18 protein-coding genes are annotated in these 20,211 nt (G+C 74.5%); 13 read left to right on the forward strand and 5 right to left on the reverse strand.

The annotated features are described in order from the left end of the window. Positions 1 to 74: 74 nt before the first annotated feature. Positions 75 to 470, reverse strand: a complete 396-nt coding sequence (locus ACFZBX_RS08805; RefSeq protein WP_380762429.1) for a transglycosylase family protein — start codon at positions 468 to 470, stop codon at positions 75 to 77. A 589-nt stretch (positions 471 to 1,059) separates the two neighbouring features. On the opposite strand from ACFZBX_RS08805, the gene ACFZBX_RS08810 reads away from it, so the two are divergent. Next, positions 1,060 to 1,473 (forward strand): universal stress protein, encoded by a 414-nt coding sequence (locus ACFZBX_RS08810; RefSeq protein WP_380762433.1) that lies wholly within the window; start codon positions 1,060 to 1,062, stop codon positions 1,471 to 1,473. A gap of 121 nt (positions 1,474 to 1,594) precedes the next feature. On the opposite strand, the gene ACFZBX_RS08815 is transcribed toward ACFZBX_RS08810, so the two are convergent. Beyond that, entirely contained in the window at positions 1,595 to 1,888 is a 294-nt protein-coding gene (locus tag ACFZBX_RS08815) for a chaplin family protein (RefSeq protein ID WP_391532316.1), read from the reverse strand. 299 nt (positions 1,889 to 2,187) lie between these two features. Here ACFZBX_RS08815 and ACFZBX_RS08820 point away from each other — a divergent pair, with 299 nt between their 5' ends. The 7 genes from ACFZBX_RS08820 to ACFZBX_RS08850 all read left to right on the forward strand — a co-directional run bounded on the left by ACFZBX_RS08820 (position 2,188) and on the right by ACFZBX_RS08850 (position 10,290). Further along, on the forward strand, positions 2,188 to 2,475 hold the full coding sequence (locus tag ACFZBX_RS08820) for a hypothetical protein (RefSeq protein ID WP_391532318.1): 288 nt from the start codon (positions 2,188 to 2,190) through the stop codon (positions 2,473 to 2,475). Between the two features lie 116 nt (positions 2,476 to 2,591). Next, the gene (locus ACFZBX_RS08825) at positions 2,592 to 4,181 is read left to right on the forward strand and encodes a PLP-dependent aminotransferase family protein (RefSeq protein WP_391532320.1); all 1,590 of its coding nucleotides are present in this window, start codon (positions 2,592 to 2,594) and stop codon (positions 4,179 to 4,181) included. Positions 4,182 to 4,410: 229 nt separating this feature from the next. Continuing rightward, a complete protein-coding gene (locus ACFZBX_RS08830) occupies positions 4,411 to 4,920 on the forward strand; it encodes a hypothetical protein (RefSeq protein ID WP_391532322.1) in 510 nt (169 codons plus the stop codon). A 142-nt stretch (positions 4,921 to 5,062) separates the two neighbouring features. Beyond that, positions 5,063 to 5,878 (forward strand): DUF1963 domain-containing protein, encoded by an 816-nt coding sequence (locus ACFZBX_RS08835; protein WP_391532324.1) that lies wholly within the window; start codon positions 5,063 to 5,065, stop codon positions 5,876 to 5,878. Positions 5,879 to 5,977: 99 nt separating this feature from the next. Continuing rightward, entirely contained in the window at positions 5,978 to 7,051 is a 1,074-nt protein-coding gene (locus tag ACFZBX_RS08840) for a hypothetical protein (RefSeq protein WP_391532326.1), read from the forward strand. 70 nt (positions 7,052 to 7,121) lie between these two features. Next, on the forward strand, positions 7,122 to 8,447 hold the full coding sequence (locus tag ACFZBX_RS08845; protein ID WP_391532328.1) for a KamA family radical SAM protein: 1,326 nt from the start codon (positions 7,122 to 7,124) through the stop codon (positions 8,445 to 8,447). A 430-nt stretch (positions 8,448 to 8,877) separates the two neighbouring features. Next, on the forward strand, positions 8,878 to 10,290 hold the full coding sequence (locus tag ACFZBX_RS08850; RefSeq protein ID WP_391532330.1) for a family 2B encapsulin nanocompartment shell protein: 1,413 nt from the start codon (positions 8,878 to 8,880) through the stop codon (positions 10,288 to 10,290). Between the two features lie 594 nt (positions 10,291 to 10,884). On the opposite strand, the gene ACFZBX_RS08855 is transcribed toward ACFZBX_RS08850, so the two are convergent. After that, a complete protein-coding gene (locus ACFZBX_RS08855) occupies positions 10,885 to 11,457 on the reverse strand; it encodes a hypothetical protein (protein WP_391532332.1) in 573 nt (190 codons plus the stop codon). A gap of 214 nt (positions 11,458 to 11,671) precedes the next feature. On the opposite strand from ACFZBX_RS08855, the gene ACFZBX_RS08860 reads away from it, so the two are divergent. After that, positions 11,672 to 12,445: a hypothetical protein gene (locus ACFZBX_RS08860; RefSeq protein ID WP_391532334.1), complete on the forward strand. Its 774-nt coding sequence runs from the start codon at positions 11,672 to 11,674 to the stop codon at positions 12,443 to 12,445. 112 nt (positions 12,446 to 12,557) lie between these two features. Further along, positions 12,558 to 13,172 carry a membrane protein insertion efficiency factor YidD gene (gene yidD, locus ACFZBX_RS08865; protein ID WP_391532336.1) on the forward strand — a complete coding sequence of 205 codons (615 nt, stop codon included), beginning with the start codon at positions 12,558 to 12,560 and terminating at the stop codon, positions 13,170 to 13,172. Positions 13,173 to 13,284: 112 nt separating this feature from the next. Here the strand turns inward: yidD and ACFZBX_RS08870 are convergent, their stop codons facing one another. Next, on the reverse strand, positions 13,285 to 15,612 hold the full coding sequence (locus tag ACFZBX_RS08870; protein WP_391532338.1) for a glycosyl hydrolase family 18 protein: 2,328 nt from the start codon (positions 15,610 to 15,612) through the stop codon (positions 13,285 to 13,287). 316 nt (positions 15,613 to 15,928) lie between these two features. On the opposite strand from ACFZBX_RS08870, the gene ACFZBX_RS08875 reads away from it, so the two are divergent. The 3 genes from ACFZBX_RS08875 (at position 15,929) to ACFZBX_RS08885 (ending at position 18,446) form a co-directional block, all read left to right on the forward strand. Next, a complete protein-coding gene (locus tag ACFZBX_RS08875; RefSeq protein WP_391532340.1) occupies positions 15,929 to 16,537 on the forward strand; it encodes a class I SAM-dependent methyltransferase in 609 nt (202 codons plus the stop codon). A 142-nt stretch (positions 16,538 to 16,679) separates the two neighbouring features. Then, positions 16,680 to 17,264, forward strand: a complete 585-nt coding sequence (locus ACFZBX_RS08880; protein WP_391532342.1) for a TerD family protein — start codon at positions 16,680 to 16,682, stop codon at positions 17,262 to 17,264. A 123-nt stretch (positions 17,265 to 17,387) separates the two neighbouring features. Continuing rightward, a complete protein-coding gene (locus ACFZBX_RS08885; protein ID WP_391532344.1) occupies positions 17,388 to 18,446 on the forward strand; it encodes a DUF5954 family protein in 1,059 nt (352 codons plus the stop codon). 98 nt (positions 18,447 to 18,544) lie between these two features. Here the strand turns inward: ACFZBX_RS08885 and ACFZBX_RS08890 are convergent, their stop codons facing one another. Further along, on the reverse strand, positions 18,545 to 20,155 hold the full coding sequence (locus ACFZBX_RS08890; protein ID WP_391532346.1) for a lytic transglycosylase domain-containing protein: 1,611 nt from the start codon (positions 20,153 to 20,155) through the stop codon (positions 18,545 to 18,547). Positions 20,156 to 20,211 lie beyond the last annotated feature (56 nt).

The raw sequence follows: 20,211 nt of genomic DNA on the forward strand, positions 1-20,211 counted from the left end.
CCGGCCCTTCGCGGGCCCGGCCGAGTACAGCGGCGTTGTCGTGGCGCTCCCCGGGGAGGGGAGGCGGCGGGGTCTTACTTGGTCAGACCGGCCTTGACGGAGCACACCGGCCAGGCGCCGGGGCCCTGCGCGGCGAGGACCTTCTCGCCGACGGCGATCTGCTGCGCCTTGGTGGCCTGGTGGGCCTGCGGGGCGTAGGCGGTGCCACCGAAGGCGGCCCAGGTGCTGGAGGTGAACTGCAGACCGCCGTAGAAGCCGTTGCCGGTGTTGATGGCCCAGTTACCGGTGGCCTCGCACGCGGCGACCTTGTCCCACACGGAGACCGGGGCGGCGGAGGCGCTGTTGGCCGCGACGAGGCCGGCCACCGGGAGGGCGGTGAGCGCCCCGGCCATCAGAGCCATCCGGACGCGGTTGCGACGCTTGGTGGCGGTGGTGGTGGTGGCAGCGGTGGTCTCGTTACGGAAGGTCATGGGTTTCCTTTCGGAGAGGGTTTGCGAGCGCGCGGAACCAGGCCCTCGGAAGGCCGTCGGTTTCGGGGACACGCACTCGCGTGGTTCGGCACCGTGCTGCTCCGGGGCGGTGAGGCCCTGGTGAGCGGCTTGCTCGGTGCAACGCATTCGAAGTTACGGGGGCTGTGGGGGCGTTTCAAGGAATCGCAGGTTTAGCCACGTCAGAGCGGGGTTACCGCTAGTAAGGATCAAGAAAATGGGTGGATTTGAAGGTAAATGTTCCGATTTTCAAGATCAAACCTTTGATGAAAGTGGCCTGGACCACGTTCCGGGCGCTGTGAGGCCGCGCACACGGTCGACGGCGAGTGACGGACCCTCGTCGCGCCGTGCAGAAATCGGGCCCTCCCGCGGTCCCGCGCCGACCGTCCTGGTGGCCCGCACCACAGCCCTCACCCGTCGTGCCCCCCGTCGTCACCCGCCGTGTCCGCAATAGCCTCGGGCCATGAGCAACGAGAGCGATGCGGAGCGGGACGAGCCGGTCTTCGACGCGGGGGAGCCGGACGCGGCCGTCGCCCCGGCCGGGTTCGAGCTGGGCACCGACGGCCCCAAGATGATCCTGGCGGGCCTGGACGGCTCGGACTCCTCCTGGCGGGCCACCGCCTACGCGGCCGGCCTGGCCAGGAGGCAGAACGCCACCCTGGCGATCGCCTACATCCAGCCCGTCCTGGGTGCGGCCACCGCGCTGGCCGGCGCGGCCGTCGAGGAGACCACCCGGGAGATCGCCGAGGAGCTGCTCACCGCGATCCGGGAGGCCGAGCACCGGCTGCGCGACGTCTGGCGGGTGGACTGGCGCTTCCTGACCGTGCGCGGAGACCCGTACTCGGGGCTGGCGCGGCTGGCGGACGAGTTGCGGGCCGACGGCGTGGTGGTCGGCGCCTCCGAGCAGGCCGGGCACCGGGTGATCGGCTCGGTCGCGGTGCGGCTGGTCAAGGCGGGCCGCTGGCCGGTCACCGTGGTCCCGTAGCAGCGGTCCGGTAGCAGCGGTCCCGTATCGGCTCCGGGGAGCGGAGAAGGAGAGAGGGCTGCGCCCCGGGTGGTTCCGGGGGCGCAGCCCTCTGTGGTGCGGAAGGGGGGGCGGGCGGCGGTCAGAGGATGGAGAGGCCGTTGCCGCAGACGTTGATCGGGATGCTGATCGGGATCTGGATCTGGTTGCCGGACAGCACGCCCGGGGAGTTGGTCACCACGCCGTAGGCGTAGGCCCCGCCCTCGTTGATACAGGTGGTGCCACCGCCGCCGAGGGAGGAGGTGGGGGACTGCAGGTGGGCGGGGGCGTGGTGCACGGGCTCGTCGCAGTCGCCCGCGAAGGCGGGACCGGCGGACAGGACCGCCAGCGCGGTGCTGAGACCGGCGGCGAGCAGGTACTTCCTGGTGTTGGTCATGCCGAAGGAATAGCCAGCCGACACGCTGAAGAAGACATAATCCGACCATCCGATCACCCGATCGCAGTCGGAAACGCACACCGATGCAGGAGTGCCGCCACCCGCCCGGGTCACCCGTCTGGCGCGCCCGCTCCGCCGTCCCCTGCTCCGCCTTGTCCCGGCCCGGACCCGGGCCGGAACGGGACCCCGGCCCCGTGCGCCCGGGACCGCTCCTCCCCGACGCTCTATGCACGGCGACGGCCCGGACCGAACGGGCCCCGGCCGCCCCGCCGCCACCACGGCACGAACGGGAGACCCGCATGTACGCACACTGGGGCACCTTCACCAAGAACGACACCCTCGCCGACTGCCTCGGCCTGGCCCAGACCGCGCTGCTGCGCCAGGGCTTCCAGGTCTGGGACCTCGCCGGCGACGGCGACTACCAGGTGATCGGCGGCACCGCGGACGTCATCGCCACCGTCGTCTGCGTCCCGCAGTCCGGAAACGTCTGGCTGACCGTCAGCGCCTACTCCACCGACTCGGCGCTCGCCGAGCGCACCCGCAACGACGTGCGTGCGTACATCGTCAACTCGGTCCGGATCGACTGACCGGGCGGCCGGCCGGGCGACGGGCGGGGGACCGGCCGTGCCCGGCGGACCGCGGACCCCGGGGCGGCGAACCCGGCCCCGGGGCCCGCACCGGCCCGGCGATAGGGTGCGTGACCATGACGGACACCTCGGTCGATCCGCCCCGGACACCGCGTCGCCACCCCTCCGGAGCGGGCGAGCCGGCGCGCCCCGCCGCACGGCCGGCCCACCGCCCCGGCCGCCGGACGGACGACGCGAACGCCACCACCGCCACCACCACCGCCGCCACCGCCGCCACCCGCTCCGACGCGGGCCCGTCCGGCACCGACCTGCACCTCGACCTGCCCGCCACCGGCAGCCGCCGATCCGCCCTGATGGCCGCCCTGCGCGAGGCGATCCGCAGCGGCCGGCTCGCCCCCGGCACCCGGCTGCCGCCCTACCGCACGCTCGCCGCCGACCTCGGCATCGCCCGCAACACCGCCGCCGACGCCTACGCCGAACTGGTCGCCGAGGGCTGGCTCACCGCCCGTCAGGGCTCGGGCACCGCCGTCGCCGAACGCGCCGAACCCGTCGCCGCCAACCGCGCCCGCCGCGCCTCCCGGCCCCCGCGCCCCGCCCACGACCTGCGGCAGGGCCGGCCCGACGCCGCCGCCTTCCCGCGCGGCGCCTGGCTCGCCGCCGGGCGCCGCGCGCTGACCGCCGCGCCCAACGAGGCCTTCGGGCCCGGCGACCCGCAGGGCCGGCGCGAACTGCGCGAGGTCCTCGCCGACTACCTCGCCCGGGCCCGCGGGGTGCGGACCGACCCGGACCGGATCGTGGTCTGCTCCGGTTTCGCCCACGCGCTGCGACTGCTCTTCGACGGCCCGCGCGCGGTGCTCCCCGCCCGGAGCACCGGCCCGCTCGCCGTCGAGGGCTACGGGCTCGCCTTCCACCGCGGCCTGCTGGACGCCGCCGGGGTCACCACCGTCCCGCTCCCGCTCGACGAGCACGGCGCCCGGGTCGGCACCCTGGTCCACCACCCCGAGGCCCGTACGGCGCTGCTCACCCCCGCCCACCAGTTCCCGACCGGGGGACCGCTGCACGCGGGCCGCCGGGCGGCCGTGGTCGACTGGGCGCGCGGGCGTGGCGGCCTCGTCCTGGAGGACGACTACGACGGCGAGTTCCGCTACGACCGGCAGCCGGTCGGCGCGCTGCAGGGCCTGGACCCGGAGCGGGTGGTCTACCTGGGGACGGCGAGCAAGAGCCTGAGCCCCGCCCTGCGGCTGGGCTGGATGGTGCTGCCCGACCACCTGGTGGACCGGGTGCTCGCCGCCAAGGGGGAGCGCGAGGGCTGGGCGAGCGCGCTGGACCAGCTGACCCTGGCGGAGTTCATCGACTCGGGCGGCTACGACCGGCACGTGCGGCGGATGCGCCGGCGCTACCGCGACCGCCGCGACCGGCTGGTCGAAGCGCTGGCCGAGCGGGCCCCGCACATCGAGGTCACCGGGATCGCCGCCGGACTGCACGCGGTGCTCCGGCTCGCGCCCGGCACCGAGCGCTCGGTGCTCAAGGCGGCCGTCTACCGGGGGCTGGCCCTGGACGCTCTGGCCGACTTCCGGCACCCGCTGCTCGCACCGGAGGCGATGCCCGCGGTGGACGGTCTGGTGGTCGGCTACGCGACCCCGCCCGACCACGCCTACCCGGCGGCGCTGGAGGCGCTCTGCGCGATCCTGCCGCCACCGCTCTGACGGGCGCGCCGGGAGGCGCCGGTCGACCGACGGGAGCGGCCGTCCGGAGCGGCCGTCCGGGGCGGCCGGCGCCACGCGCGGGCGGGCGCGGAGGGTAGGGCTCCGGCGGCCCGGCCGCGCGGGGAACCGGAGGGTAATGGCCCCCGCGTCCGCTCCCCGGTCATATGCCGGTACGGACCGTTGCGGAGCACGCCGCCGGTGCCCGGGCGGCCGCCTAGGCTCTTTGGTCATGCGCACTTCATTCCTGAGCCGTCTCGGCCTCCCCGCTGTCCTCGCCTTCCTCGTCGCCCTTCTGCTGTCGGCGACCCCCGCCCAGGCCGGCACCCCGCTGCTGTCCGTCTCCGTCGACAAGACGACCGCCACCCCGGGCTCCGCCGTCACCCTGACGCTGACCCTGACGAACTCGCACGACACCGCCGCCCAGTTCGTCTACGAGTCCATCCAGCCGACCTACAACACCACCCTGAACACCGGCCTGAAGTACGCCTTCTCCTCCTGTGGCGGCAACGTCACCAGCTGTGACACCGGCGCCACCAACGGCCTGGTCCACCACTCCGTCCCGGTCGCGGCCGGCGCCACCACCACGGTCACCCTGACCTACACCATCGGCACCGACTCGGTCTGCGGCAACGGCGCGCGGATCGACTTCTACACCTACCTCTACTACGAGTACGCGAACGGCACCGCCAACGACTCCGGCATCTTCCAGGTCCCCGGCAACGAGGTCGTCTGCGCCTGACCGTCGGCGCCTGATCGTCCGCAGCCCGCTCCCTTCCGTGACTCCCCGTCAGGTGCCGGTCGCCCCCGTAGCGGCACCTGACGGGGCCTTCGGCGTCCCGGGCGCGACCGGCGTTGTCGGACCCCCGTGGCAGGCTTGGCGCATGGCCGAACCCGTGACCACCGACAGCCCCGTGACCGCGCCCGGAGAGGGCGCGCCGCCGATACCCGGAGAGGTCGCGGAGCTGATCCGCGCCCGGGCCGGCGAGCGGCTGGCACCGCTGGTCCACGGGCTGTTCCGCTCCTCCCTCGTCCTCGACCCGGTGCAGGACGCGGACGGTACGGACGGCGGGGTCGCCGCCGGGCGGCTCGGCGGGCTGCCCGCCCTGCCGGAGGGCACCGCCTGGCCGGAGTACGCCGACCGCCCGATGCAGCTGCTCGCCGAGCTCGACTGCGCGGCGCTGGCCGCGGCCTTCGGGGCCGCCGGACCGGACACCGGCGGCTGGCCGCTGCCCGCCGAGGGACTGCTGCTCTTCTTCCACGACGAGTGGCTCGCCGACTTCACCGGCCGCGGTTGCCGCGTCCTGCACGTGCCCGCCGGGGCACCGCCGCGGCCCGCACCGGCCGCCGAGCGGGGCGCGCCCGCCGTCCCGGCCGTGCCGGTCGGGGCCGCCCGGGCGCTGTCCGCGCCGTCCTACCAGGACCGTGAACTGGAGCGGCTGTTCCCCGACGACTTCCTGGTCGCCCTCGACCTCGCCCAGGACCTCGCCGAACAGCTGCCCCGCCCGGCGGTCCGGGTGCTCGGCTGGTGCGACACCGACACCGGCCGCCCCGAGGGCCACCGCCCGCTGCTCCAGATCGACAGCGGCGTCCTGGACGCCGACTGGGGCGAGTGCGTCAACGTCTCCTTCTGGATCACCCACGACGACCTCGCGGCCGGCCGCTTCGACCGGGTCCGGCAGGGCTTCGAGATCGCCTGACGGGCGGGGGCCGCCCCTCGGGTCCTACGCTGGGAGGAGGCCCGGGCGCGCCGCCGGCCCGGGCGCGGCCGGAGCGTGCGGCGGAGCGGTGGGACGGACGTGGCCCCAACGACAGACCCGGACCCCGGGCACCCGGAGCGACCCGGGCGGCCCGGGAACTCCGAGCGGGCCGGGGGCGCCGGGGGCGCCCCCGTCGCCGAGCTGATGCGCTCGATGCGCGCCCACCCCGCCCGGATGCCCGAGCTGCTGGCCGTCTTCGCCGTGCGCCACCGCGGGCCGCGCGCCGCCCGCCGGATCGCGGCGCTGCGGGCGTCCCACCCGGACGCCTCCGAACCGGAGCTGGCCCGGCGGGCCGTCGACCACGCCCGGCGGGTCAGCCAGAGCGAGGGCGCCTTCGTCGCCGGCCCCTTCCTCTGGATGGCCCCGTTCGCCTTCTGCACCGCGCTGCTGGCCCAGGGGCAGCTGATGCTGGAACTCGCCGCCCTCGCGGGCAAGGACCCCACGGCCCGGGCCCGGGCCCCCGAGCTGCTCGTGCTCCAGGGGGCCCACCCGGACCTCGCCTCCGCCGAGCGGGCCCTCGCGGCCGGCCCGCCGCCCAGGCCCGGCCGGACCGGCCGGTTCCGGGGGTTCGGCGCGTTGCTGTGGCGGATGGCCCGCCTGCTCGGGCTGACCAGTGAGGACGTCGTCCCGCCGCCGTCCCGCTGGCGTACGGCGGTGGACTGGGGACTGCTCGTCCTGGTGCTCCTGGTGGGTACCGTCGCCCCGCTGATCTGGCTCCCCTACATGGCGTTCTCCTACAACCGGGCCACCGACCGGCTGGCCGACCGCGCGGTCGCCTTCCACTTCGGCGGGGCGCCCGCCGACCGGCCCGGCACCTCCCGGGACCGGGCCGCGCCCGGGATGGTGGCCGCCGCCGGCCGGGTCCTGCTGGCGCTGCTCCTCCCGCTCGCGGCGGTGGGGGTGCTGCTGGTCGCCGACATCCGGCTCGCCGACAGCCGATGGCCGGTCATGGCGCTGGTGCTGATCGCGCTGTCCGTCATCGTGAGCGGCCTGTGGTGGATCGCCGCCAGGCGCGCCCCGAACCGGCCGCGAGGGCCGTCGCCGAGCCCCGAGGTGGTCTCAACCACCCAACCGCCCGGTCCCCCTGACGAGGGCTCACGGCGCGAAGGTTAGGCTGCCCGCAGGGCCGCGGGGAGCGGCCGGGAGAAGGGTGACACGGGTGCGAACCGTACAAGACCAGGGTGTGAACGACGACCCCGCGGGCGGCCGTCGGCCGAAGCTCCGCGCGGTCCCCGGCCACCGGCTGGCGGGGCTGCCGCAGCTCGCGGAAGCGGACGAGCGGCTGCGGCACGAGATCGCGGTGGTCGCGTCCGTCCTGCCGTTCAAGGTGAACAACCACGTGCTGGACGAGCTGATCGACTGGGGCCGCGTCCCCGACGACCCGATGTACCGGCTGACCTTCCCGCACCGGGACATGCTCCCGCCGGAGATCTTCGAACGGATCTCCGCACTGCTCACCGGGGGCGCCTCCCGGGAGCGGCTGGCGGAGGCGGTCACCGCCGCCCGGCGGGCGCTCAACCCGCACCCGGGCGGGCAGCTGGAGGAGAACATCCCGCAGCTGAACGGCCGCCCGGTGCCGGGGCTCCAGCACAAGTACCGGGAGACGGTGCTGCTCTTCCCGGCACAGGGACAGAGCTGCCACGCCTACTGCGGCTACTGCTTCCGCTGGGCGCAGTTCGTCGGCGAGCCGGACCTGCGGCAGAGCCTGCCGGGCCCGGCGACCGCGCTGGAGTACCTCAGCGCCCACCGCGAGGTCTCGGACGTGCTGATCACCGGCGGCGACCCGCTGATCATGTCCACCGCCCGGCTGGCCGGCTACGTCGAGCCGCTGCTCGGCCCCGGCACCGAGCACCTGCGCACGATCCGGCTGGGCACCAAGGCGCTGGCCTGGTGGCCGCACCGGTTCACCACCGACCCGGACGCCGACGACCTGCTGCGGCTGTTCGAACGCGCGGTCGCCGCCGGCCGGCAGGTGGCGGTGATGGCGCACGTCAGCCATCCCCGCGAGCTGGCCGGGGAGGCGGTGCGGGCGGCCGTCGCGCGGATCCGCTCGACGGGCGCGGTGATCCGGGCGCAGGCGCCGCTGATCCGGCACGTCAACGACGATCCCGCGGTGTGGGCGGGGCTCTGGCGGGACATGGTGGGCCTGGGCATCGTGCCGTACTACCTGTTCGTCGAACGCGACACCGGGGCCAGTTCCTACTTCGAGGTGCCGCTGGCGCGGGCGGTGGGGATCTACCGGGACGCCGTTCGGCAGGTGTCGGGGCTGGAGCGGACGGCGCGCGGGCCGGTGATGTCGGCCGGCCCGGGGAAGGTCTGCGTGGACGGGGTGGCCGAGATCGGTGGCGAGCGGGTCTTCGTCTGCCGGTTCCTCCAGGCCCGCGAGGCGGACCGGGTGGGCCTGCCGTTCTTCGCCCGCTACGACGAACGGGCCACCTGGTTCGATCAGTTGAGGCCGGCCTCGTTCGAGCGCAGGCCGTGGTTCGCCGAGGAGCCCGCGCTGGTCTGATCCGGGCCCGTGGCGGACCTGCCATCGCACTATGTTCGAATGTCGCACAAGCGTTCGACGAGCCTGCGCCCCACCGGCTGGGGTGCGGGCCTTCGCGCTCCTCTGTTCGGGTGGGGTGAATCGTTCCTACGTCTGGGTGATTCGCATGCGCAGAAACGTGCAGCCCCGGTCGGGCACGGTCCTCGGATTCAAACCTTCCGATCGGAGAGATTCACCCTATCGGGGGGCGCTTGGTTGCGCTGCGGGGTTGCACGGGCCTTGGTGATCTAGGGTTCCGATGGATCGCCCGAGCGGGGCGCACCGCATCGCGAAGGCCGCCAACACTCCAACCGATACGCGTATCTGATGATCCGTCGAAACAGATTCCCCGGCTGTCGCCGGTCGTCCGGCGGGTCGGCGTGACCCGATCACACTAAGGAGAGCCCTGCCGATGTCCGTGGAGACGACCACCCCGGAGACACCGCAGGTGGCCCAGCAGTCCAGCCTGACGACGGCCGCTGCCCGCAACCTTGCGACGACCACCAAGTCCGCACCGCAGATGCAGGAGATCACCTCCCGCTGGCTGCTCAAGGTGCTTCCCTGGGTGCAGGCCGCCGGTGGCGCCTACCGGGTCAACCGCCGGCTGACCTACACCGTCGGCGACGGCCGGGTGGAGTTCATCAAGACCGGCTCGGAGGTCCGGGTCATCCCGCTGGAGCTCGGCGAACTCGCCCTGCTGCGCGGCTTCGAGGACGAGGCGGTGCTGACCGCGCTGGCCGACCGCTGCGAGCAGCGCGACTTCGGCCCTGGCGAGGTGCTGGCCGAGCGCGGCGAGCCCGCGGACCGCATCTTCCTGATCGCGCACGGCAAGATCAACCAGATCGGCACCGGCAAGTACGGTGACGAGACGGTGGTCAGCGTCCTCGGTGACGGTGACCGCTTCGGGGAGCACGCGGTACTGGACCCGGCCGCCGTCTGGGAGTTCACCGCCAAGACGGTGACCGCCGGCACCGTGCTGTCGCTGGCCCGCCGGGACTTCGAGCGGATCCGTGACGACTCGGCCGCCCTCCAGGAGCACATCGAGGCGTTCCGCGCCCTGCCGCTCCAGGCCCAGAACGAGCGCGGCGAGGCCGAGATCGCCATGTCCGCGGGCCACCACGGCGAGTACCAGCTCCCCGGCGCCTTCGTGGACTACGAGCTCAAGCCGCGCGAGTACGAGCTGAGCGTCGCCCAGACGATCCTCAAGGTGCACACCCGGGTCGCCGACCTCTACAACCAGCCGATGAACCAGATCGAGCACCAGCTCCGGCTGACCATCGAGGCGCTGCGCGAGCGCCAGGAGCACGAGCTGGTCAACAACCCGGAGTTCGGCCTGCTCAACAACGCCGACTTCGACCAGCGGATCCAGACCCACTCCGGCCCGCCCACCCCGGACGACCTGGACGAGCTGCTCAACCGCCGCCGCGACCCCGACTACCTGCTCGCCCACCCGCGGGCCATCGCCGCGATCGGCCGCGAGCTGAACGCGCGCGGGCTCTACCCGCACCACGTCGACCTCGGCGGGCAGCAGGTGCCGGCGTGGCGCGGCGTTCCGATCCTGCCGTGCAACAAGATCCCGATCAGCAAGGAGAACACCAGCTCGATCCTGGTCATCCGTACCGGCGAGGACAACCAGGGCGTCATCGGCCTGCACCAGACCGGAATCCCGGACGAGTACCAGCCGAGCCTGTCCGTCCGGTTCATGGGCATCGACGAGAAGGCGATCATCTCCTACCTTGTGAGTGCCTACTACTCCGCCGCGATCCTGGTTCCGGACGCGGTGGGTGTGCTGGAGAACGTCGAGATCGCGCACGGGCGCCGCTGAGGCGCAGCAGCTCGGGCGGGCCGTCCCCGGAGGGCCCGCCCCGGGCCGGGCGTAACCCGGTCCACCGCATGATCGTTTAACCGGATGCCGGAAGGCCCGCCCTCGCGGCGGGCTTTCCGGTGTCGGCCCTCCTCCCGGCGCGGCCGACCTCCTGCCGACACGAGAGGTGCACGGAGCCCATGCCGCAGCCCCAGCCGCCCCGGCGGATACCGATGGAAGGGCCGTCGTGACCGCGGACCGGAGCCCCGCGCCCGTCGCGGCCGGGCACGGTGCCGCCGACGGCCCCCGGGTGCGACGGATCCGGCTGGCCGGCGCGGCCGCCGGTGTGGCCGCGCTCTGCGCGGTGCTGAGCGGCTCGGCGGGGGCCCGTTCCACGGCGGCCCAGCACGGTGGCGGGCACCCGCACGGGCCGGTCGTCGAGACCTGTGTCACCGTCGGGGCGGCCGTCGCGGCCGGGGTCGGCCGGGACGGCGTGGACGTCGAGGTGGACGCGGACGTGGCGGTCGGTGTGGATGTCGACCTGTCCGGGATCCTGCACCACCCGCACCCGCACCCGCACCACCACCTGCACCCGCACCCGCCGAAGCCGACGCATCACCACCCGTGCCCGTCGCCCAAGCCGTCGCCGTCACCCTCGCCCAAGCCGTCGCCGACCATGACGCCGAGTCCCACGCCGACGCCGACACCCCGGCCCACGCCGACACCCACCCCGACGCCGACGCCGACACCCACCCTGACACCCAGCGCGACGCCGCCGCCGGTCGTCACGCCCACCCCCACCCCGGTGCCGACCCCGCCGCCGAGCCCGGCCCCCGTGCCGCCGGCGCCGCCGGCCCCGCCGACGCCCACGCCCACGCCGCGGCCCACCCCGCCGCCCGCGTCGCCACGGCCGCCGGCCCCTACCCCCACCCCGACGCCGACGCCGACGCCGACGCCAAGACCGGCGACCCCGCCGCCCGCGCCGGTGGTCCCGCCACCGCCACCGCCGCCCTCGGTGCCCGAACCGCCCGCGCCGACCCCGCCGCCACCCGCCCCGTCGCCGGAGCCCCCGGCGCCCAGCCCGGTGCGGCCGGCCCCGACGCTGCGGCCCGTTCCGCAGGCCCCGCCCGTACAGGCGCCGGAGCGGCACCACGGCGGCTCGACGACCCGGACCATGCTGGTCGTCACCGTGCCCGCCGTCCTCGCGGCGGCGGCCCTGCGCCCACGCGGCCGGTCCGGTCGCGGCGGTGGCAGGAGCTCCCGGGGCTCCGGTTCCAGCGGCTCCTGACGCCGCCTCCCCCTACCTCTCCACTTCCCGTTCGTCGGACCCCACCCGGCCCGACGAACGGTCCCGACCGTTTCCGATCGACCCTGTCGATCCCCGACCGAGAAAGGAGTTCCCATGTCCGAGTGGTTGGCGCTGGCCATCGCCATGCTGGCGGCCTGTGCCGTCGTGGTGGCGGTGGTGCTGCTGAGGCACCGCCGCGCCGGTGCGGACGAGGACACCGACGAGACGCCCGACGTCATCGAGTACATGACGATGATGATCGGCGTGGTCTACGCGATCGTGCTCGGCCTCGCCATCGCCGGCGTCTGGGAGGCGCGCGGCGTGGCGCAGGACGACGTCTTCCGCGAGGCGCAGTCGCTGCACGAGGTGAGTGAGCGGGCGCAGGTCTACCCGGTGGAGTTCCGGGAGAAGATCCGCGCCGACGTCGACGCCTACGTCTCCTACGTGGTGGACGTGGAGTGGACGTACATGCGCGAGAACGGCGAGATCTCCGCCCGGGGCACCGAGTTGCTGGCGAAGCTGCGCAGCGACGTCGCGACCCGCGCCCCGGCCTCCGACCTGGAGGCCCAGGCCTACCAGCCGATGATGGACCGCATCAGCATCGCCGACGACGCCCGCAACGCGCGCGGGCAAAACGCCGGCCCGACCATGCCGGGCGTGGTCTGGTTCGGCCTGATCGTGGGCGCGGTGGTGACGGTCGGAATGGTGTTCGCCCTGCAGATCCGGCGCTCCCGGCGGGAGTTGCTGCTGGCCGGCGCGTTCAGCGCGCTGATCGCCTTCCTGCTGTTCCTCATCTGGGACTTCGACGACCCGTTCGGCCGCAGCGTCTCGGTCACCACCCAGACGTTCACCGACCTGTTCCCGCATCTCGGTGGCGGAGGCGGCTGAGCGTCCTGCGGATCCTCCTGCGGGCCGACCCCCGTACCGACGGCCTTCGATAGTCTGATCGAGCCGTTGGGGGTCGGCCCCGGCGTGCGTGCGCCGAGAGGAACCGCCAGCGTTGTCCCACCAGCAGCCCGCCCAGGGCGAACAGTTCCCGACGACCCAACGCCCTGGACGCGCCTGGTGGTGGCTGCCGCCCGAGGAGCGGCGCAGGCGCAAGCGCCGGCAGCAGGAGTGGAAGGCGTACCTGCGCAAGCACGGGGAGCGCAAGAAGGACAACGACATCGAGGACTGCCTCCCGCCCGGCTGCACCGGCAGCGGCAGCAGCACCGGCGGCAGTGGCGGTGGTGGAGGCGGCTGCGGTGGTGGCGGTGGCGGGTGCGACGGTCCCTGCCTGATCGCCCTCTTCCCGGTGATGATGGCCGGTATCCGGTTCGCCCTCTCCGGCGGCCGGACGCGGCGCCCGGCGCACGGTGCGGACCCGGCCGCGCCCCCGCCGCGGGGCCTGGCCGCCGGTGTGCTGTACGGCGCGGTGCGCCACTACCGCACCGAGATCAGCCCGAAGCGTCCGGCCTGCTGCCGGTACACCCCGACCTGCTCGACCTACGCCGTCCAGGCGCTGCACCGGCACGGCGCGCTGCGCGGCGCCCGGCTCACCGTCGGCCGGCTGCTGCGCTGCCGCCCGGGCGTGGCCCGGCGCGGCGACGGCATCGACCCGGTGCCGGAGCGCTGAGCCGCCGCCCGCAGGCGGCCACGGGCCTCGAAGACGCCCCAGGCCCCGGAGGGCCGGCCGGTGCACCACCACCGGCCGGCCCCCCGGGGCCGTTGACGCGGGCGTCGGCGCGTCAGTTCAGGCTGCTGCTCATCGCGTTGAGCATGGTGCCGGAGGCGTCGTCGTTCTCCAGGGAGAAGGCGAACATCCCGGCCAGGCCCTTGCTCTTCACGTACGCGCCGCGGGCCTGGACGGCCTGCGGGGTGTCACCGGTCCAGAAGTTGGTGCCGTCGTACACCCAGGAGGACTCGGTCACCGGGTCCCAGTGGGTGTTGGCGGCGGTCGGGTTGAGCTCCTTCCAGGCGGCCAGGCCGGCCTCCGCGCTCAGCGGCTTGGCCGGGGTCGGGCCGGTCGCGCTCTGGTACAGGCCGAAGTTGTTGCCGGCCGGCACGCCGGTCCAGCCGCGCCAGTAGAACGGCACGCCCAGCACGATCTTGTTCGCCGGGAACCCGCCCGCGATGCCGTACTCCGGCAGGCCGGTGGTGTACGCGGTGACCGCGGTGTCGACGTTGTACTTGCGGTTGCCCGGGGTGATCGGGGTGGTCGGGTCGGCCGGGCTGTCGTGCAGCGGGTCCTGGTGGTTCGTCGGGCCCTTGGCGTCCCACGCGCCGTGCATGTCGTAGGTCATGACATCGGCGTAGTCCAGGTACGCGCCGATCTTGTCGGTCTCCAGCTGCGCGATCTTGTCCTGGCCGCTGGGCAGCGCCGCGGTCAGCAGGAACTTCTTGCCCTGGGCGTTGCCGAGGGCGTCCAGCTGGGTGCGGAACTCCTTGAGCAGCAGGGTGAAGTTCTGCTTGTCGGCGGGGGAGTAGTGGTTGCCGGTGTGGCCGCCGGCCGAGCCCGGGTACTCCCAGTCGATGTCGATGCCGTCGAACAGGCCGGCCGCCGCGGAGGTGCCGCCCGCCGGGTCACCGGCGACGTTGGTGGGCAGGTTCCCCTTGAGGAACATGTCGAGGCAGGAGGAGACGAACTTCTTGCGGGAGGCGTCGCTGGCGGCCGCGTCCGAGAAGTACTTGGAGTAGGTCCAGCCGCCGAGCGAGATGGTGAAGCGCAGGTTCGGGTACTTGGCCTTCAGCTGGCGCAGCTGGTTGAAGTTGCCCTTGAGCGGCTGCTCCCAGGTGTCGGCGGTGCCGTCCACGCTGGTCGCGCCGTTGTAGTCGGCCTGGTAGTCGGCGTAGGCGTCGCCGGCGCCGTCACCGGCGTTGGGGTTGTTCTCGTTGCCTGAGTCCGAGGCCTTGACCGCCTGGAAGCAGGTCAGGTTGGTCGGGTGGATGTTGGCGAACGCGTACTGGATGACGTCCAGCTTGCCGGCCGAGCCGCTGGTGTCGACGTTCTTCGCGTGGTACGCGTTCTCGTAGACGCCCCACTGGTCGAAGTAGGCCGCGCGGAACGGGCTGTTGACGGGCGCCGCGGCGGTGGTGGTGGTCACCGGGGCGGACTGGGCCGAGGCGTGGGTGCCGGAGTAGCCCTGGACGGTGAGGGTGTAGCCGCGGGTGGGCAGCAGCGAGCTGACCGCCACCGAGGTGCCCATCGAGGTGGCCACCAACTGGTCGCCCGCGTACACCTTGTAGGCGACCGGGTCGTCGCCGGCGGTCGCGGTGGACGGCTGCCACTTGAGGACCACGGCGTTGTGGGTGACCTTGGTGACGGTGAGGCCGGTCGGCGTGGTGACCTTGCCGTCCCCGGTGGGACCGGTGCCGGTCGACGTGGCGGTGGGCGTCACGGTCGGGCTGTTGGTGGCCGTGGGGCTGCTGGTCGTGGTCGGGCTGTTCGTCGCGGTGGGGCTGTTGGTGGTCGTCGGGCTGGTGGTGGGGGTGGGGCTGTTGGTCGCCGTCGGGCTGGCCGTGCCGGTCGGGCCCGCCGGGCCGGTCAGGCTGAGGTCGTCGGCCTGGTACGCGCCGGTGCCGTACCAGCCGTGCGTGAAGACGGTCACCGAGGTGGTGTTGGCGCCCGTGGTGAAGGTGCTGCTCAGCTGCGTCCAGCCGGTCGCGCTGGGCGACCAGGCCTGGGAGTTGACGCCGGTTCCGGTCGCGCCCAGGTACACATAGCTGCCGCGCACCCAGCCGGCCAGGGTGTACGTGGTGTTCGGCAGGACGGTGACCGTCTGCTGGCACTGCGCGGTGTCGGATGCCGAGGCGGCGCCATTGAGGGCGTAACTTCCGCCGTGCACCGGGGTGGTGACGACCGATCCGTTGGCGCAGCTCCAACCGGCCAGGGTGCCGGTCTCCAGGTCGGCGTTGGCGAGCAGGTTGACGGGGGCGGCCGAGGCGGTGTTGAGGGAGAGCGCGATGGCGGCGCTGCCGGTGCTGAGCGTGGCCGCCAGGGCGAGCGCGAGCGCCCGGCGGCGCGGGGCGACGGCCCGGCGCTCAGCGGGGCGCGCGGACATGACACGGTCGTGCATGCGGTGGTCCTCCGGAGGAGTGGGGGTTCCGGCGGTGCGATGGCCCGGGTGGGCCGAGGGAGCCGAACCGGGCACTGTGGGGGCGCGCGGTCGGGTGTACACGTGCGGCAGGGCAGGATGCGGCAGGGCGTGCGGGTGCATGGCGCGGAACGGCCCGGGGCCGCCGCGCTCACGACATCACAGATTGGACTGGACCAATATTCGCCGTCAAGGGTGTCCGGTGGACTGACCGTCCGCCGCCGCACGACCGGTGCGACGGGCCCCGGCCCGGTACGGTGGCCTCCCGAGAGGTCCCGCGTCGAACGGAGAACGGGTCATGGACAGCGCCGCCTGGGACGACCGCTACGCCGCGAGCGAGCTGGTCTGGGGCACCGAACCCAATCGCTGGGTGGTCCGCGAGCTCGCCGGGCTCACCCCCGGAACCGCCCTGGACCTCGCCGCCGGGGAGGGGCGCAACAGCATGTGGCTGGCCGGCCGGGGCTGGGAGGTCACCGGTCTGGACTTCTCCACGGTCGCCCTCGGCCGCGCCGAACGGCTCACCGCCGCGCTGCCCGACGAGGTCGCCGACCGCCTCACCTGGCGGCACGGGGACGCCCGCGCCTTCGAGGCCCCGCCCGAGGGCTACAACCTGGTCCTCGTCGCCTACCTCCAGCTCCCCGCCGGGGACCGCCGGGCCGCGCTGCGCCGCGCGGCGGAGGCGCTCGCCCCCGGCGGCACCCTGCTGGTGGTCGGCCACGACTGCGCCAACCTGACCGAGGGCGTCGGCGGCCCCCAGGACCCGGCGGTGCTCTTCACCCCCGACGACGTCCTCGCCGACCTGGCCGGCGCGGGCCTGCGCACCGTGCGCGCCGAGCGGGTCCGCCGCCCGGCGGGCGAGGCCGAGGCCGTCGACGCCCTGGTCCGTCTGGAACGGGCGGCGAACTGAGCCGGCGTCGGCGGGGGATCCGCATCCGGGGGGCGTCCGCGGGGTATGCAGGTGTCCCGGGACGAGGGCGTACGCGGGGCGCGAAAAGATCTACAGTGCTGTAGATTCGAGGCGCGCGCAGGCGAGCAACGAGGAGGGCGCGATGAGCGTTTCGCTGGCGAAGGGTCAGAAGCTGAGCCTGGAGAAGCCGGGCGGTGGCCGGCTGGGTGTGGTCCGGATGGGCCTCGGCTGGCGTGCCGTGCAGAAGAAGGGCTTCCTGGCGAAGCTGTTCGCCGGCCAGGACATCGACCTGGACGCCTCGGCGGTGCTGTTCGCCGGGGGCAAGCCGGTCGACGTGGTCTTCTTCCAGCACCTCACCAGCAACGACGGCTCGGTGCGGCACAGCGGTGACAACCTGACCGGCGGCGCCGGCGACGCGAGCGACGACGAGACCATCACCGTCGACCTCACCGCCGTTCCGGCCGAGGTGGACCAGATCCTCTTCACCGTCAACTCGTTCACCGGCCAGACCTTCCAGGAGGTCGAGAACGCCTTCTGCCGCCTGGTCGACACCCAGACCGGCACCGAGCTGGCCCGCTACACGCTCACCGGCGGCGGCGCGTACACCGCGCAGGTCATGGCCAAGGTGCAGCGCGCCGCGGGCGGCTGGCAGATGACCGCGATCGGGCAGCCGGCCAGCGGGCGCACCTTCCAGGACCTCATGCCGGAGCTGGTCAAGCACCTCTGACGGGCCGACCGGACGGCCGACCGGAACCCCGGTCGGCCGGTCCGGGAACCCCGTCCTGCCCGGTCGGGTGGAGTTCCGCGATTAGCCTGCGGTGCTCCGCGCACGTCCGCTAACACTGGCCGCATGGACGATGACGCTGTGCAGCTACCCGCGCACCTCACCATCCGGGTCACCCACACCGACGATCCGGTGGCCGCGGTGGCCGGCCTGGAGGCCTGGGCATCGCGCGAGAAGTACCCGGACCTGGTGATGATGCCGCCCGTCTTCGGCAGCCTGGAGCGTACCGGCACGGGCGCCTGGAGGATCCTCCGGTTCCATGCCAGCACCCCGCAGGGGGCCCGTGACGGCCTGGGCCACGCCTTCCGGACCTGGGCCCTGGCCGGACCCGGCACGACGACCGCCGCCCCCTGGGACCTCACCGACGAGGAGCGCGCCGCCTACACCGAGGCCTACGAGCGGCTGGAGTGGGAGGCGCTGGACGAGATCTCGGTGGCCGGCCGGGACTACCGCGTCTTCCGCGCCGAGCAGGTGCTGCGCTCGGGCCCGGACGGCATCGAGCCGCCCCGGCCCACCGACCCCGACCCGGCCGCCGTCGGCCAGGGGCACCGGCTGCCCTCCCGGGTGACGGGCTTCGTGATCGACCCGGCGGCCGGCGTCACGCTGGTCGACGGGATCCTGCGGCTGGACATGATGGCGCTGGTGCCGACCGGCCGGTTCATCCCGGAGGACGTCCGGGCCGAGGCGCGGCTCGCCTCGCACCTCTACCCCAATGTGATGGTCCTGCCGGCCCACTGCGCCGTCGCGGAGTACCGGGACGGCCGCTGGGGGCCGATGACCGGCGCCTGCGAGACGCCGCAGGGCGCCCGGGACAGCCTGGCCGCCTATCTGCGGGAGTTCGCGCCCCGGCTGGACCCGGCCCTCGGCGAGGAGGAGTTGGCCCGGTACGCGCAGGCCGCCGACCGGCTGGACGCCGAGCGGGCCGACGAGGTGCGGGCGGGCGACCGCCGCTTCCGGCTGGTCCGGGTCGAGCCGGTGGTCCGCCTCGGGCCGGACGGGCCGGAGTTGCCGCGCACCTCGGACTGGGACCCGGACGTGCCGCTGCGGGTGCAGGAGCAGCGCGACCGCGCGGCCGGCATCTTATGCGACGAGGACGAGGAGGCCGGGGAACCGGAGGGCGGCTGACGGGCCGTCGCCGCGCGCGCGTCGGCCCGCCTCCCGGACGATCGGGGGGCGGGCCGATGTCGTGCTGTGTGCCCTGCCGGGACGCTTCCCGGGGCCGGTCAGCGCGCCGAGGGGGCGGCGGCCGAGGTGGAGAGCGCGGCGCTCGGGGTGGCGGTGGCGGTGGTGTCCGCCGACGGGGCGGCGGACGGCGTGGTGGGCGTCGTGGTGGTCGGCGTGGTCGGCGCGGTCGGTGTGGGGCAGCCGGGGCCGGTCGGGGTCGCCGTCGCGCTCGGGGTGGCCGACGGGCTCGCGCTCGCGGACGGGCTCGCGCTCGGGGTGCCGGTCGGGCTGTCCGTCGGCGTGGCGCAGCCGGTGGGCGTCTCCGTGGGCGTCGCCGTCGGGGTGGCGCTCGGGGTGCCGGTCGGCGTCGTCGACGGGGTCCCGGTGGGGGTCCCGGTCGGGGTGCCGGACGGCGTGGTGGTCGGCGTCGGCGTCGTCGTGGGCGTGTCGGTCGGGGTGGCGGTCGCGCTGGGGCTCGTGCCGCCGGACGGGGTGGTGCTCGGCCCGCCCGACGGCGAGGCGGTCGCGGAGGGCGAAGGCGCGCCGGACGGCGTCGCGCTCGGCGAGGGCGCGCCGGTCGGGGTGCCGGTCGCCGTGCCGGTGGGCGTCGTGGTGGACGGGGTCCCGGACGGCGTGGTGGCCGGCTGCGAGCCGGTGGTCGGGCTCGGCGGCAGGGGCGCGAGCGGGCTCGGCGCCGTGACGGGGAGCAGCGGGGCGAGCGGGCTCGCCGTGCCCGGGCGGTCCGGGGTGGTGACCGGGGTGCCGTTGGTGAAGTGCGCCATCCAGTTGCGGACGGTGCGCAGGTACTCCGAGGAGTGGTTGTAGCCGAGCACCGCCCGGTCCAGCTGGGCCTGGTCGGAGAGGTCGCGCCCGCCCGCGCACAGGTAGCGGCCGGCCGCCTCGGCGGCGTCGAAGATGTTGTTCGGGTCGGCCTTGCCGTCCCCGTTGGCGTCCACACCGTAGGAGGCCCAGGTGGAGGGGATGAACTGCATCGGCCCGACGGCGCGGTCCCAGCCGGCGTCGCCGTCGTAGCGGCCGCCGTCGGTGTCGGCGATCGCCGCGAAGCCGGCGCCGTTGAGCACCGGGCCGAGGATCGGGCGGTACGTGGTGCCGGCGGCGTCGACCGCGCCCCGGCCGGCCTGGCCGGACTCGACCTCGCCGATGGCGGCGAGCAGCTGCCACGGGAGGTGGCAGCCGGGCGAGCGCACCGCGAGCGCCGCCTCGGCCTTGCGGTAGGCGGCGAAGACCGTTTCCGGCAGGGCGGGCCCGGAGCGCAGCGGGTCGGCGAACGGCGAGCCGACCGGGGCGAGCGGCGGCTGGAGCAGCGGCAGGGTGCCGCCGCCGTCGACCGGCGCGGTGCCGAGCGTGCCGGGGAGCGCGGGGACGCCGGGGATGCCGGTGGTACCGGGGCCGAACGGGGAGGCCGCGCCGCCCGGGACCGTCGCGGCCCCGCCGGACGGGTTCTCCACCGTGCCCGCCGCGGCGACCGGCGAGAAGCCGAGGCCGGTCTGCGAACCGGTCAGCGCCGCGAGGGCGGTGAACACCGCCAGCATCCCGGTCACCCGCTTGCCGAGCCGCAGCCGGCGGTCGGCCGTGCGGCCCTTCCGCCGTCCCCCGGCCCCGGCGGGCTTCCCGCCGTCCTGCGTCGCCGCACCGCTTCCGCTCACCATGCCGTGCCCCTCCCGTCACCGTCCGGTCCCCGGGGGAACGGACGGGCTGTCACCAT

Source organism: Kitasatospora sp. NPDC008115 (assembly GCF_042957205.1).
Taxonomy (GTDB): domain Bacteria; phylum Actinomycetota; class Actinomycetes; order Streptomycetales; family Streptomycetaceae; genus Kitasatospora.

What these genes read in the sequence shown, in the direction of transcription:
- ACFZBX_RS08805 (WP_380762429.1), bottom strand. Translation starts at nt 470, where the DNA reads ATGACCTTCCGTAACGAGACCACCGCTGCCACCACCACCACCGCCACC.
- ACFZBX_RS08880 (WP_391532342.1), top strand. Translation starts at nt 16,680, where the DNA reads ATGAGCGTTTCGCTGGCGAAGGGTCAGAAGCTGAGCCTGGAGAAGCCG.
- ACFZBX_RS08885 (WP_391532344.1), top strand. Translation starts at nt 17,388, where the DNA reads ATGGACGATGACGCTGTGCAGCTACCCGCGCACCTCACCATCCGGGTC.
- ACFZBX_RS08830 (WP_391532322.1), top strand. Translation starts at nt 4,411, where the DNA reads ATGCGCACTTCATTCCTGAGCCGTCTCGGCCTCCCCGCTGTCCTCGCC.
- ACFZBX_RS08825 (WP_391532320.1), top strand. Translation starts at nt 2,592, where the DNA reads ATGACGGACACCTCGGTCGATCCGCCCCGGACACCGCGTCGCCACCCC.
- ACFZBX_RS08870 (WP_391532338.1), bottom strand. Translation starts at nt 15,612, where the DNA reads ATGCACGACCGTGTCATGTCCGCGCGCCCCGCTGAGCGCCGGGCCGTC.
- ACFZBX_RS08815 (WP_391532316.1), bottom strand. Translation starts at nt 1,888, where the DNA reads ATGACCAACACCAGGAAGTACCTGCTCGCCGCCGGTCTCAGCACCGCG.
- ACFZBX_RS08875 (WP_391532340.1), top strand. Translation starts at nt 15,929, where the DNA reads ATGGACAGCGCCGCCTGGGACGACCGCTACGCCGCGAGCGAGCTGGTC.
- ACFZBX_RS08890 (WP_391532346.1), bottom strand. Translation starts at nt 20,155, where the DNA reads ATGGTGAGCGGAAGCGGTGCGGCGACGCAGGACGGCGGGAAGCCCGCC.
- ACFZBX_RS08835 (WP_391532324.1), top strand. Translation starts at nt 5,063, where the DNA reads ATGGCCGAACCCGTGACCACCGACAGCCCCGTGACCGCGCCCGGAGAG.
- ACFZBX_RS08860 (WP_391532334.1), top strand. Translation starts at nt 11,672, where the DNA reads ATGTCCGAGTGGTTGGCGCTGGCCATCGCCATGCTGGCGGCCTGTGCC.
- ACFZBX_RS08810 (WP_380762433.1), top strand. Translation starts at nt 1,060, where the DNA reads ATGATCCTGGCGGGCCTGGACGGCTCGGACTCCTCCTGGCGGGCCACC.
- ACFZBX_RS08850 (WP_391532330.1), top strand. Translation starts at nt 8,878, where the DNA reads ATGTCCGTGGAGACGACCACCCCGGAGACACCGCAGGTGGCCCAGCAG.
- ACFZBX_RS08820 (WP_391532318.1), top strand. Translation starts at nt 2,188, where the DNA reads ATGTACGCACACTGGGGCACCTTCACCAAGAACGACACCCTCGCCGAC.